Below are 14,118 nucleotides of genomic sequence, written 5' to 3'. Positions count from 1 at the left end.
TTCAAAAACCTTGCATTATCCTTCTTGTAGTACATCGCTTGGTACAAAAAACAAGGGCAACAAAGCCTAAAACGACCGACTCCTGACGACCGGCTACTGACTCCTACCCCCAGGAAAAACTTTTTCAGCAGACCCTAATTAATTGTGCTTAGATACTTATCAAAATTAGCAAGAGGTTTAATGAAACCTCTTGCATAATTAATTTTTGAGGGTTCAAAAACGGTAAAAATAAGGATTAAATTGCATAAAATCCTTAAATAGACCATTTAATTGATTATTATTCATTCTTAATTCTCCTGACTACTGACTCCTGACCACTGACTCCTAACCCTAACAACAATTTTTGATTTTTACAAGAGGTCTATTGATGAATCGAACCATCGGGGAGAATTGTTCCCGTTAAAATTGCTCCAGTTAATTTCACCATAATACGCTTACCGAAGCCAATTTTTGCCCCGCGTAAATCCGCTGCCGACAGATCCGCCCCACTTAAATCCGCTCCGATGAGATTGGCTTCCTGTAAATTTGCGCCTTTAAGGTTAGCTTCGAGGAGATTGGCGCGAAAAAGATTAGCTTTGTGCAGATTAGCCTTTTCTAGGTTAACTTTGTGCAGGAAGCTATCGCTTAAGTCCGCATGGCTTAAATCTGCCCCGATGAGACTGCAACTAGAGAGATCTTTTTCTTTCAGGTTGGCTCCCTGTAAATCGGCTCCGTTTAAATCCCGATAGTGAGGGCGCCAGGCGGCATGATTGTGGACCTGATGGTTATTCTGGGAGTGGCTGTGTTGACTGTGGGTTTGTTGACTATGGGTTTTATGACTGTGGGTTTGGGAATTTTGGCCCGGTTGGCTAGGGTGAGGCTGATAGGGGGAAGCAGTTTTATAGGCGTGGGCGGGCTGTTTTTCAGTTTTAGGGGGGGAATTGGAGCGTTTAGGAGAATTTTGATGAATTTGCCGCAATTGTTCCCTAGCTTGGTTAATTTCTTGCAGTTTAGCGGTGGCTTTTTCCAAAAGACGCTGATTATCTTTGGGAATGCGATCGGGATGCCAAATAAACACCAAATCTTTGTAGGCCTGATTGATCTCGTCGAGAGATGCCCCATGATCTAACCCTAAAACTTTATAGTATCGCTCCAATTCTTTCATTATCGAAGTCCTAGTACAAGGATAAAAGCATTAACGGCCACAATTTCTCTGAGTCTTGTCGGATTTTCTAGGAGAGGATTTCTTTTAGGATAATTTGACTCTGGGAGAGTTGCCATAAAATTTGAGAAAATGTCTGGTAATTAAAAAAATCTCGTTTTTCTATCCTGTTTTGATGCGTAAATGTATAGCACATAACAGCAAAATTAGCAAATTTTTGATACAGAACTTGATTTGTGCTGTTAGGGAAGTGGGGAAGTGGGGAAGTGGGGAAGTGGGGAAGTGGGGAAGTGGGGAAGTGGGGAAGTGGGGAAGTAGGGAAGTGGGGAACTGGGGAAATTGAACTAAAACCCCAAAACCCCAAGACTCCAAAACCCCAAGACCTAAAACCTATCTCCTGCCGACCGCCTCCCGACTGCTGTATGATAAAACTTGTCCCGATAGGATAAATCAAGGTCGTGAAATTTGGTCAGTGGTTGGGGTTTATCTGTTTAATAATGGCTCTCTATGTATTGTGGCAGATTCGACAGCTGTTATTATTGATTTTTATGGCGATCGTGTTTACCGTAGCCTTAAATAGATGTGTTAAAGGATTGCAGAGATTGGGGATTAAAAGGGGTTTGGCTATTTTAATCACCCTGCTGACGAGTCTAGGAATTGTGATTTTATTTTTTATAATTATTGTTCCCCCCTTTATCGAACAGTTTCAAAAATTAATTGAACTTTTACCGCAAGCTTGGGATTTAGTCCGCAATAACTCGATTCAATGGCGACAACAATTTCAATTTGATTGGTTGCCACCCTTGCCTAATTTAACTGATTTAGTCCAGCAGTTACAACCTTTAGGAACCTTTGTTTTTAGTAACTTTTTTACCTTCTTTTCTAACTCAGTTACGGCCATTTTGCAATTATTATTCGTGCTGGTGTTAGCAATGATGATGTTAGCCAACCCCCAACCCTATCGACAAGCTTTCTTAAAATTATTTCCTAACTTCTATCGTCGTCGCGCTGAGGAAATTCTTACCCTATCGGAAGCGGGTTTGGGTAATTGGTTGTTGGGAATTGCCATTAGTTCAACTATGGTAGGATTATTCAGTGGTTTCGGTCTTTTTGTTCTACAAATTAATCTAGTTCTCGTTCATGCTATCCTAGCAGGATTGCTCAATTTTATCCCTAATATCGGACCGACTGCTAGTGTGATTTTTCCCATTCTAATTGCTGTTATCGATGCACCTTGGAAAATTGTCGCTATTCTGATTCTCTATTTTATTATCCAAAATGTCGAAAGTTATTGGCTGACACCCACTGTCATGGCTAAACAGGTATCTTTACTACCGGCAATTACCCTAATTGCTCAAATTTTCTTTGCTCAAATGTTTGGCATCTTAGGTTTATTATTGGCTTTACCTTTGACAGTGGTAGTAAAGACATGGTTAGATGAATTATTATTCAAAGACATTTTAGATAAATGGGATCACGGCCATAACAAATCTTAAATAATCTCGGCAAAAGTCATGAAATTAATCATTCTTACTCTCGTTATTTTATCTAATTTTTTTGCTCCCCTCCCAGCTAAGTCTGAAACGGTTCTAGAAAAAATTAAACGCACGGGATTATTAGAAGTAGCTATGAGAGAAGATGCGATTCCCTTTGGCTATCGGGATAGTAATAATAATTTGCAGGGATTATGCTTAGATTTTATCCAATTGCTTAGAGAAGAACTCAAGCACAAATTAAACCTCCAGATCATCAGTGTCAAAATTTATAAATCCACTTTATTTAATCGCTTCCAGTTATTGGAAAATAAAACCGTTGATTTCGAGTGTGGTCCTAATAGTATCAGAAAAAATATACCTGATGGTGTCAGTTTTTCTCGTCCTTTTTTTGTCACAGGAACTCAGTTTTTAGTTCGGAGTGATAATCAGAAGAATTTTAATTTTTCTTCGTCCTTAGAAGGTATAAGTATTGGAGTTTTAAGAGATACCACCACTCAAGAATTATTAAGACAAAAATATCCTCTTGCTACCTATCAGGAATTTCAAGGAGTGACGGGAAGACTGCGAGGTATCCAAAGTTTAAGAAGGAATAGAATAGATGCTTTTGCTAGTGATGGGATTCTGCTAATTGGAGAAGCTGTCATTCTCGGTTTATCCTTAGAACAAGATTATAAACTTATCCCGCGCAATCCTTTAAATTGTGATTATTATGGTTTCATTCTTCCCGCTAATGATCCCCAATGGCAAGATTTTATTAATGGGGTTATCGTCACCAGTGAGAACAGAAATATTTTTAAAACATGGTTTACTGAAGTTGCTTCCTATTTTATACATACCTGGCAGTATTGTCGTAATAACCCCGAAAAATCCCAGTAAAACTTAATGATTATGTACAAAAAAAATGATTTATTTTGGTTAATTGGTTGCGCGACAATAATCCTGTTTGTTTGCAGTGCTATCAGACATATTTTATTTCAATCTAATGCTCTCGATCTTGGTTGGTTCGATCAAGGAGTTTACCTAATTTCTCAAGGTAAACCACCGATTATATCTTTTGTTGACTACCATATTTTAGGCGATCACATCGCTTTTATTCTCTATCCTATAGCCTTACTTTATAAAATTTATCCTAGCGTTTATTGGCTGCTTTTCTTACAAGCTTTTTCCCTTTCCCTTGCCGTTTTTCCCCTCTGGCAATTGGCAATACAAGCGGGATTAAAAGAAAAACAAGCCTATACATTAGCCTTAGTTTATCTGCTCTATCCCCTGATTTTTAATGTTAATCTCTTTGATTTTCATCCTGAAGTTATCGCAGTTCCAGCCATTTTTTGGACAATTTTGGCCGCAAGATTAAATAATCTCTGGGGATTTTGTCTAGGAATCATTATTATTCTCGGTTGTAAAGCAATTCTCTCTTTAACATTGTTGGGAATGGGTATCTGGTTACTTCTTTGGGAAAAGAAAAAAATCCCCGGAATAATTGCCATGATTAGCGGCATTCTTTGGTTTATTATCGCCACGAAATTATTAATCCCTCTCCTGACAGGAAAATCGGCAGTTATTGAAATGGCCGATTCTCGATATAGTTATCTAGGAGATAGTTTACCAGCAATTATCTTTAATCTTTTCCTCAAACCCGATCTTGTCTTGGGAAAAATCTTTACTGGCAATAATCTAGAATACCTAATCCTATTATTTATTCCCTTAGTTTGGGGTTTATCCTGGCGCTATTCTGCCCCAATAATTGCCGCTATTCCCGCACTCGCTTTAAATTTATTAGCAGATCATGCCCCACAAAAAAACTTAACCACTCAATATTCCCTGCCAATTTTGCCCTTTTTATTTCTAGCGGTTATCGCCACTTTAGCCCATAATAGTAACTGGTTGAAGCAGCCTAAATGGATAATTACTTGGGCAATTATTGCCTTTTTTGCCTTAGCTAAATACGGCTATTTTTGGTCACTGTATTTAAATTCCCTCGATACTTGGTCCGCCACCCAAAAAGCTCTAACCCAAATTACCACCAGTGAGAGTGTCTTGACTACTTCTAGAATTGCCCCCCATCTTACCCATCGAGAAATGATCAAATTAGCGATCGAAGGTTCCCAATCCCTAGATTTAAATCAATTTAATTATATCCTACTCGATCGCCGTCATCCCGGTTGGTCTAGTTCACCAGAACTAATTGATGATCACTTAAATAAACTGAATCAAAATGAGAACTTCCAGTTAATCGTTAATCAGGATGATGTGTTTTTATATCGGGCCTTGACAACCCCTCAAGAAACAAAATAATTTTTCGTTCCACCGATTTTAATAAATTTTCTTTATCGATGGGAACCCAGACAATATCAGCATCGGCACGAAACCAAGTGCGCTGACGTTTGGAAAATTGACGGGTGTGGAGAATAATTAGATCGATCGCCTGTTCTAAAGAAATTTCCCCGAGGAGATATTGCTTAATTTCTGCATAACCCAAAGTCTGTAAAAGTGGCAAATCCCAACCGTATTTATCCCCCAAATTCTGCACCTCTGCTACTAATCCCCTGGCGATCATTTGATGAGTACGAACAGTGATCCGCTTGTCTAAACTTTCTGGGGAACAATCTAAACCAATTTGTAAAATCGGATAAGTGGGAGGATTTTCTCCCTGCTGACTAGAGATAGGTTTTCCTGTTAGATAAAAAACCTCTAAAGCGCGTAAAGTCCTGACTTGATCATGGGGATGAATTTTTTTAGCGGCATCTTCATCTACCTGCGTCAGAATTTGATAAAGATAGGATTGTCCTAAAGCTTGTAATTGCTGTCTTAAATCCGGTTGAGGGGAAACCCTCGGTATTTTTAAACCTTTGACAATGGACTTGATATAAAGTCCCGTACCACCGACTAAAAACAGGGGAGAATAGTGGAGATTGTTGATTAAATCCTCAGCTTGTTCTTGGTACTGTGCTAGGGTAAAATTATCTTGAGGATCACAAATATCAATTAGATAATGGGGAATCCGCTCACATTCTTCTAAGCTAGGTTTAGCAGTACCAATATTAAATTCTCGATAGATTTGTCGGGAATCGGCACTGAGAATTACTGAATTAAACTTTTCGGCCAATTGTAGGGCTAAACTGGATTTTCCTGTGGCAGTTGCCCCACAAATAACAATTAAAATAGGTAAAGAGGAAGTAGTCATCGATGCTACATGACAGTAATCAGTAATCAGTGAACAGTAATCAGTAATCAGTGAACAGTAATCAGTAATCAGTGAACAGTGAAAAGACAGGACTGTTAAGCTAAGTGGGTGGGTGGAATTAAATATAAGATCAACGTAGGTTGGGTTGAAGCATGAAACCCAACGTCCGCTCATGTTGCGCTACCGCTAACCCATCCTACAAATAATTGTGCCTCCCTACTTAAGACGCATTTAAACTGGGTATTGTGAAGCTGATTAACAGGGGTACATCCCACATTAATTATCAGTGACTCTTAAATTATTACAGATATATCAGCAGCTATCTGTAAGCATCCCACCGAAAAACTAATGCGCTTCGGGGTTTGGGTAGGGTTGATTCATGAATCAACCCTACCTTGAATCAACCCTACCTTGAATCAACTTTAGGAGAAAGTTTCCGCTTAAAAATCCCAAATTACATGAGTAGAAAACGGGTTTCTCCGAGAAACCCGTTTTCTCTGTGTGGGATTGACAAAAATTGAGATGCACCCGATTAACAGCTATCAAAAAAAACAGCACCCTGATGGATGCTGTTTGTCAAGAAAATGTTACAAAACTTAAGCTAAAGCCGCCATTTTCACATCGTTATTAGCGAGGATATTTTGCAACTCCTCTGCGTCCACGGTTTCTTTTTCCACTAACATTTGCGCTAACTGGTCTAAGATGGCGCGGTTATTGACTAAAACCTCTTTAGCGCGACGATAGGCCTGTTCCACTAAGTTACGCACCTCCTCGTCAATAGCTGCCGCAGTTTCATCGGAGAAATCTCGATCGGAAGCGATATCACGACCTAGGAAAACATTACCATTTTGACGACCTAAAGCCACCGGCCCTAGGCGATCGCTCATGCCGAAACGAGTTACCATTTGCCGCGCTACTCGTGCCACCTGTTGCAGGTCATTAGAAGCACCCGTGGTCACTTCCTCCTCACCGAAGATAATTTCTTCAGCTAAACGACCTCCCAAAGCTACAGCCATCTGATTTTGCAGATAAGCGCGAGAATATAACCCGGATTCCATGCGATCCTCGCTAGGAGTGAACCAAGTTAAACCCCCAGCGCGACCGCGAGGAATAATACTAATTTTTTGGACGGGATCGTAATCCGGCATTAAAGCACCCACCAAAGCGTGACCAGCTTCATGGTAAGCAACTAAAGTTTTGCGTTTTTCACTCATGACGCGATTTTTCTTCTCAGGACCTGCTAGAACACGATCGATCGCATCGTTGATCTCATCCATGGAAATCTCGGTTAAATTGCGACGTGCCGCTAAAATTGCGGCTTCGTTGAGCAAATTAGCTAGATCGGCACCGGTAAAACCGGGGGTACGACGGGCGATTTTATCGAGATCCACGTCTTGGGCCAGAGTTTTGCCTCTGGAGTGGACATTAAGGATTTCCTTACGGCCAGCGTAATCGGGACGATCCACCACCACTTGGCGATCAAAACGACCCGGACGTAATAAAGCGGCATCCAGCACATCAGGACGGTTAGTGGCGGCGATAATGATAATACCTGTATTACCTTCAAAACCGTCCATTTCCGTTAATAATTGGTTGAGGGTTTGTTCCCGTTCATCGTTACCACCCCCTAAACCGGCACCCCGTTGACGACCGACAGCATCAATCTCATCGATAAAGACGATACAAGGTGCATTCGCTTTCGCTTGTTCAAATAGGTCGCGGACGCGAGAAGCACCCACCCCGACGAACATTTCCACAAATTCCGAACCGGAAATGCTAAAAAACGGGACTCCCGCTTCTCCAGCTACTGCGCGAGCAAGCAGGGTTTTACCTGTCCCCGGAGGACCGACTAAAAGGACTCCTTTGGGGATTTTTGCCCCAATTGCCGTGAAGCGATCGGCATTTTTCAGGAAGTCCACCACTTCGTTTAATTCTAATTTTGCCCCTTCAATCCCGGCCACATCACCGAAAGTAACCTGGGTTTGGGGTTCCATCTGTACTCTTGCTTTCGATTTGCCGAAGTTCATCGCTTGGGAACCGGGACCACTTTGGGCGCGACGGAGCAAGAAAAATAGACCAACAAGAAGTAAAATCGGGAAAAAGAGGCTACTGAAGGCTCTTACCCATACTCCTTCTTCTCTTTGGGGCAGTACGGAAATATCAACGTTATTTTCTGCCAAGATGTTGATTAATTGCGGATCGTTGGGCAGGTTGACTAATACATTTGCTCCATCTTGAGTGGGTACGATCGCCCGTTGCCGGTCGGCACTTAAGCGCACGGTTTCCACTTTACCTTCCCGCACTTCCTGTAAAAATTCACTATACTTCCAAGTTTGTTGCACTGCTGGCTGGCGATCAAAGAAAGCTGAGGCCAAGGCAAGGACTACGATTAACAATAGGGCATATAGTCCCGCATTGCGCCATTTTTTGTTATTACCGTTTTTGTTCACGCTGTCGAACTCCTGATAAATTGAGGATGATCTTATCGGTTGTCAAGGGGTTGTTAATTTATGTTAACGTTTCTCAGGAACACTGGACAGGTTTTTTTTTAATATGCCCGTTCTGGTCCTCCATCGGGGTTAGCTGTTGGGGGTTGGGGGAGTATGTCAATGTGACTCTCCTAGACCGAGTATGATCAATTTGTAACAAAATGCCAAAATACTGCATAAAAGCTGCAAGTGGAACGATATAGAGTTTAGTTGACCTCCACGGGGACTAGCTAGATGAAAAAACGAGAGACTTTGCTGGAGAAGTTTTGTTGCTTTTTAGTTTTGCAGCAAAATAGGACAGAATGGAATTGCGATCGGCGTTTGCGTCGTAACATGGAAAGCTATGGCCCAATCGATCCTAATGTCGAGTCCGAGGAGTATTGGTCCCTATTCTTTCACCAACAGTATCAGAATCACGGTTCCCAAAATCATCTTTTCCGTGGGCATTTATACGCTTATTTGCAGGAACCTTGCTACTGGGCTGCTGCCGAAATCTATCAAAAATATCAAGCTAAACTAGATTATCAGATCGAAGACTACTTTAACGAAGGAATTCTTGGTTTTGAGGCTATCTTAGCTGACTTTAAGCCTTTATTCTCTACTCGCTTCGATAATTTTGCCAATCAGAGGATTAAATATCGCTTAATCGATCGCATCCGTCAGATTAGTCAAGCATTCGGCCATAATACTTGGAGCCTACTACTTAATTCTACCGGAGCGCGTCTCAGCCAAGCTCTCCAGGCGAGGGGATTCGTGGGAGAAACTCTCGAAAATTACCTTTTAGCTTGGGATTACTATAAAGAAATTTATGCCCAGGCAAAAATAAAAACCGATGGTAAAATTCAGGAACCTAGTCCAGAAATCTGGCAAAAAATCGCCGCTGCTTATAACTCGGATAGCCACTCTACCATCAAAATCAGTTCTGCGACAATTAACCGATGGTTAGAGGATGCGGGACAAGCTATTTTTGATTATTTATTTCCCCAAGGAAAAACAATTTCTCTACAGCAACCTTTAGGGGGTGAGGAAAGTAGCACGAGGGAGGAAATGATCGAAGATACTGACCATGATACCCCTTGGCAGCAGTTAGAAGCGGCGGAAAATTTTCGCGAGTCGCAACAAAATCACCAAAAAATTCTAGCTTGGTTACGCGCAGAAATTTCACAGATTTGTCAGCAGCCGCAACAGGCAAAACTGCATCCGCAAATTCAGTTAATTCTAGAGATGACTTATGGGTTGGGGTTGGGACAAGTGGCAATTGCCGCTAAGATTACAGAAATCACCACGGTGGTTATCAAACAATATCAGGTTTCTAGGGAACTGGATAAAGTTTATCGTCACCTCGCTAAAAAGTTTTTACCCTGGGCCAGCGAAAACCTGCATATTCCTTCCCAGTCCCACGATAGAGAAGTTATTAGTAAGGCAATAGAACCATGGCTAACATACTACTATCAAACCAGCGCAACAACTCAGGAGGATTAATTATGGTTAATGATTGGTTAGAACTAACTCCTGATAGCATTTGGCTAGAAATACCCGCAGATATTCAAGAGATAAGTTGGGCAAAAAGTGCCAGTTTTACTGATGCCAGTATTCGTCAGAGATTTTATATTAATTATCTCTGTCAACAAGTTATTTTTAACTATCTACAGTCAGGGATGCCTGGGGTTAGCTTAGTAGAAAATCAAGAGGATTTCTGGCAACTAGGAGTTAATGGTTTTACCGTTAAATTAGGCGAAAAGTCAGTAATAGTTATTGCCAGCGAAACTCTGGATCTAGAAGCGATCGAAATTCCTCAAGAATGGGTAGATATTCCTCAATTAATTGGTGATTATTATCTAGCTGTACAGGTAAACACTGCCGAAAGTCATCTGAGAATTTGGGGTTGTACTACCCATAAAGATATTAAGGAAAAAGGACAATATATTAAGCGTAATCTTAACTACTCTCTACCGAGAAATCAACTGCAATCAGGATCAGATTCTTTGGATTTATGGGGAGAGTGTCAATTACAAGCAGTTAAGATTGAACGGGAAAAGATGGAGGAAAAACTATCTTTAGATAGATTGACAACCTTACTAGACATCTTAGCTAATCCTCAGTTAATCTTTCCCAGAAAAGCCGTTACTTTTCAAGAATGGGCAGCAGTTATCGTCAATAGTAACTGGAGAAAAATTTTAATTACCCGTCGGCAAAAATCCCCAGTCAAGTTAACCAATTGGTTTACTGATAATTTCCCCATTGATTGGCAAAGTATCCTCGATTTTAGCTCACTGTCACTGGTTCCAGCATTCAAAAATACAGAAATTAAACGCATCAAAGATTTAGGAGTAGAATTACTGGGAAATCCCCTCGCTTTGATGATTACTATCGCTAAAACTGAAGAAGTATTTAGCCTGCAAGCGACTGTTTACCCCACCGGAGAAACAAGCACTTTACCCCCCCATTTAAAATTAAGTATTCTCACCGAAACTGGTCAGGTTTTTCGAGAAGTAATTGCCACAGATAACGATGAATTTATTCGTTATCGATTTGATGCTGAATTGGGGGATAAATTCTTCATTGAAGTGGCTTTAGAATCGGCAAGAGTAACCGAATATTTACAAGTGTAAGCGAGGAAAAACTTAATGATTAAACTCTTAACTCTCGAACTAGATGGCACATTTGATCGGGGATTTAAAGTAAAATTAGAAATTCGTCCCGATCTTAATTCTCGTCCCCAAACTGTGATCAAAGCAAGGCTACCAGCTAATTTAGAGTTATTAACTTTTTACCGTCAATGGCAACGTCACTATAGTGAATTAGAGGGATTTTTTAAAGTCTTAAAAGATAGCAATCCCCAACAAATTACCAATAGTTCTCAGCAGAGTTTAGTTTTTAAAAACTGCCAAGAAAAAGCCAAATTATTTGAGGATCACTTAAACAAATGGTTGAATAATAGCCCAGAATTTGAACCGATAAAAACCGCAATTCTGCGCTCTGGCAATAACTTTCGTATCTGGTTACAAACCGATAATATTTGGCTGCAAAGATTCCCCTGGGAAAAATGGGAAATCCTCCAAAATACTGGCGCAGATATAGCCATTATTGTCTCAGAATACGATACCTTAGCCAGACAATTAAGAAATCATGAAAAAATTCGGATTTTAGCCATTTTAGGCTATGCCACCGACTTAAGATTTCTCGAAGAAGATCGCAAAACTTTAGACGATATTGCGGGAAAAGCAGGAGCCGAAATTATCTGGGAAAAAGCCCCTCACCCGCAAAAATTAAATCAGTTATTGCGTCAAGAAACTTGGAATATTCTCTTTTTTAGCGGTCATAGTGCCAGTACAGAAGATGGCCAAGATTGCGAAATTCAACTAACAGAAACTCATAAATTAAAGATAGCTGATTTTAGCTTTTCTCTGGGAGAAGCTACTAAAAACGGGTTAAAGTTAGCGATATTTAACTCCTGTGATGGTATTGGTTTAGCACAACAACTATCACGGGAAAAAGGGATGGCATTACCCCATCTAATCTTTATGCGCGAGAAATTACCCGATCCTGTTTCTCCCAAATTTCTGCAATACTTTTTAACCGCTTTTACCAATAATAAATCTCTCTATAGCGCCGTACATGAAGCCCAAAAAAATCTCCACGATGACTGGGAAAAAGACTATCCCTGTGCCAGTTGGCTGCCCGTAGTTTGCCCCAATCCCACCGAAGAACCCCCCACTTGGCATAGTTTCAGTAAACCCCCTAAAAATTGGCGACGATTTGCTCTAACTTTCGGTTTAGGTTTAGCCGTAACGATGACAGTCTTGGCAATAAGAGAAACAGGAATTTTAGAACCCTTAGAATTAAATATTTATGATCGCCTGATGCAACTAAAACCCAAAGATAAACCCGATGAAAGATTATTAATTATTACCATTGATCGCCAAGATTGGGCATATCAAGATCGCATGGGGATGAAAAGACCAACAATACCAGGAAGCGATCAAAAACGTTCCCTCGCAGGAGAAGCATTATCGCAGCTTTTAAATAAATTACTGCCCTACGAACCGCAAATTATCGCCTTAGATATCCTCCGTCCCATCGCTGCCAGTCAAGATTATCCACCCCTAGCCAAACAATTACAAAATACTCCTAATTTTATCTCGATTTGTAAGTTTAATAATTACCCACAACCGGACGGATTTCCCCCACCCCCGGAACTGCCAAAAAATCAGAGTGGTTTTAGTAACATAGTCCCAGACGAAACCATTGCCGGAGTTCCCCGAATTCGTCGTTTTTTATATCAGGCAAAACTCGATCGCACCTCTCCCTGTCTTCCCCCGGATTCTTTGGCCAAAGTTGACTCAATGTCCTGTAATTTTAAAGATTATGCTCCTAGTTTTAGTCTCCTAATTGCCAAACGATATCTAGAATCCCAGAATCAAGATTTTGACTGCAATAAACTGGAGCGGGGAATTCTAGAAATTAATATCGGGGATACTCATCTCGGTGACTGGCTACAATCCAACCGCGGCCCCTACAGAACCAGTCAATCCGATACCCGATCCGGCCGTCAAGTTATGCTCGCTTACCGTCGAATCGCCGATAATGGCATCGATGCAATCATCAAAATTGCCCCGAAAAAATCTCTCCGACAGGTTTTAGATCCGGGTTTTAATTCCGAATCAGTCCGGGAAAAAATTGTCCTGATTGGAGTAACAGAACCCGGGATCGATGATTTTTTAACCCCCTTTAGTCGCAACCCATCGGAAGCAATTCCGGGGGTTTATTTGCACGCGCACGCAGTCAGTCAAATTCTCGATACAATGGAAGGAAAACGTACCTCGATCGCTTTCTGGAATCCCCTACAGGAGGCTTTCTGGGTGTTGGGTTGGTCCCTGGTGGGGGGATTGTTAACGTGGCGTTTTCTTCGGGTAAAAACGGTACTTTTGACAGTGGCGATCGCTGTGATTTCCCTTACTGGTATCGGTTGGCTTCTCTTTAGTTATTTCGGTCTCTGGGTTCCGATTATCCCCCCAGCGATCGCACTTCTCACCACCTCCGGTATCTTCTTTTTTCTTCGTTCTTACTATTTAAAATAGCAAGGTAAGGCTTGCTGAAAAAGTACGGGCGAAGCATTCGGATAGAAAATCTCCGGTTTCACCGATAGGTTATTGCCCGAATGCTTCGCCCCTACAGGACCCGGGCCGATGAAGACGCAAGGTTTTGAAGCACGATTCTCTCAAAATCTTGCACCTGTTTCACGAGAAAAACGACAAAACTCTTACCTTGCCTACATTTCACATTTATTCAGCAAACCCTAGGTAACAGCCATGATCAAACCTTCGATCGCCCTCATCCTTCTTTTCTCCCTACTGCCTCAACCCGGGTTAACCCTTATCACCCCGGCTGCCGGAAATATTTCTAATCATCCCATTCTGACGGCACAGGGCGATCGGGAGCTTACCGAGGAGCAATTCCTACAACGAGTCACCGTTCGGATTACTAGCGAGACAAATCGGGGATCAGGGACGATTATCGCTAAAAAAGGCGATAATTACCTTATCCTAACCAACGCCCACGTTACCCGCAACACGAAAACCCTACAGGTACAAACTTACGACGGCCACAGCCGTGCGGCCCGCATTGTCCCCAATTCCCTATCGGAGAATCAAGATCTCGCTCTGCTGGAGTTTAGCGATACCCGGGATTATCCGATCGCCACCATCGCGGAGTTTACCCCCAATCAAGACAGGATCGGTTTAGAAGTGGTGGCCGCGGGATATGTTGCCGAAACGGGACAGTATCGGACGACAAAGGGAACCCTCG

The 14,118-nt window shown here is 41.5% G+C and carries 11 protein-coding genes; 7 read left to right on the top strand and 4 right to left on the bottom strand.

The genetic code is table 11. The features are described 5' to 3' along the window. Positions 1-361: 361 nt before the first annotated feature. Positions 362-1,144, bottom strand: a complete 783-nt coding sequence (locus tag O9290_RS13130; protein WP_002763083.1) for a pentapeptide repeat-containing protein — start codon at positions 1,142-1,144, stop codon at positions 362-364. 67 nt (positions 1,145-1,211) lie between these two features. Beyond that, positions 1,212-1,595, bottom strand: coding sequence for a hypothetical protein (locus O9290_RS13125; protein ID WP_288087138.1), 384 nt, complete (start codon positions 1,593-1,595; stop codon positions 1,212-1,214). Positions 1,596-1,599: 4 nt separating this feature from the next. Here O9290_RS13125 and O9290_RS13120 point away from each other — a divergent pair, with 4 nt between their 5' ends. The 3 genes from O9290_RS13120 to O9290_RS13110 are packed head-to-tail and all read left to right on the top strand — an operon-like array spanning position 1,600 to position 4,932. After that, positions 1,600-2,637: an AI-2E family transporter gene (locus O9290_RS13120; protein WP_288054995.1), complete on the top strand. Its 1,038-nt coding sequence runs from the start codon at positions 1,600-1,602 to the stop codon at positions 2,635-2,637. A gap of 18 nt (positions 2,638-2,655) precedes the next feature. Continuing rightward, on the top strand, positions 2,656-3,513 hold the full coding sequence (locus O9290_RS13115; protein ID WP_288054997.1) for an amino acid ABC transporter substrate-binding protein: 858 nt from the start codon (positions 2,656-2,658) through the stop codon (positions 3,511-3,513). 12 nt (positions 3,514-3,525) lie between these two features. Further along, entirely contained in the window at positions 3,526-4,932 is a 1,407-nt protein-coding gene (locus O9290_RS13110; RefSeq protein WP_288054999.1) for a DUF2079 domain-containing protein, read from the top strand. Here O9290_RS13110 and miaA read toward each other — a convergent pair. Together miaA and ftsH3 are read right to left on the bottom strand one after the other, a co-directional pair. After that, positions 4,874-5,821 (bottom strand): tRNA (adenosine(37)-N6)-dimethylallyltransferase MiaA, encoded by a 948-nt coding sequence (gene miaA / locus O9290_RS13105; RefSeq protein WP_288055001.1) that lies wholly within the window; start codon positions 5,819-5,821, stop codon positions 4,874-4,876. The genes O9290_RS13110 and miaA overlap by 59 nt on opposite strands. A 596-nt stretch (positions 5,822-6,417) precedes the next feature. Further along, positions 6,418-8,271, bottom strand: a complete 1,854-nt coding sequence (gene ftsH3, locus O9290_RS13100) for an ATP-dependent zinc metalloprotease FtsH3 (RefSeq protein ID WP_002763074.1) — start codon at positions 8,269-8,271, stop codon at positions 6,418-6,420. A gap of 273 nt (positions 8,272-8,544) precedes the next feature. Between ftsH3 and O9290_RS13095 the strand changes: the two genes are divergently transcribed. The 4 genes from O9290_RS13095 to O9290_RS13080 all read left to right on the top strand — a co-directional run. Continuing rightward, positions 8,545-9,792 (top strand): sigma-70 family RNA polymerase sigma factor, encoded by a 1,248-nt coding sequence (locus O9290_RS13095; protein ID WP_288059916.1) that lies wholly within the window; start codon positions 8,545-8,547, stop codon positions 9,790-9,792. A gap of 2 nt (positions 9,793-9,794) precedes the next feature. Beyond that, positions 9,795-10,922 (top strand): DUF1822 family protein, encoded by a 1,128-nt coding sequence (locus O9290_RS13090; RefSeq protein WP_288059915.1) that lies wholly within the window; start codon positions 9,795-9,797, stop codon positions 10,920-10,922. 15 nt (positions 10,923-10,937) lie between these two features. After that, positions 10,938-13,391 carry a CHASE2 domain-containing protein gene (locus O9290_RS13085; RefSeq protein ID WP_288059914.1) on the top strand — a complete coding sequence of 818 codons (2,454 nt, stop codon included), beginning with the start codon at positions 10,938-10,940 and terminating at the stop codon, positions 13,389-13,391. Between the two features lie 231 nt (positions 13,392-13,622). Then, a partial coding sequence (locus O9290_RS13080) for a S1 family peptidase (protein ID WP_288059913.1) occupies positions 13,623-14,118 on the top strand: 496 nt, incomplete at its 3' end.

The sequence above is a fragment of the Microcystis sp. LE19-41.2A genome, assembly GCF_027530405.1.
Taxonomy (GTDB): domain Bacteria; phylum Cyanobacteriota; class Cyanobacteriia; order Cyanobacteriales; family Microcystaceae; genus Microcystis; species Microcystis aeruginosa.
This window is presented reverse-complemented; position numbering and strand designations above follow the sequence as displayed.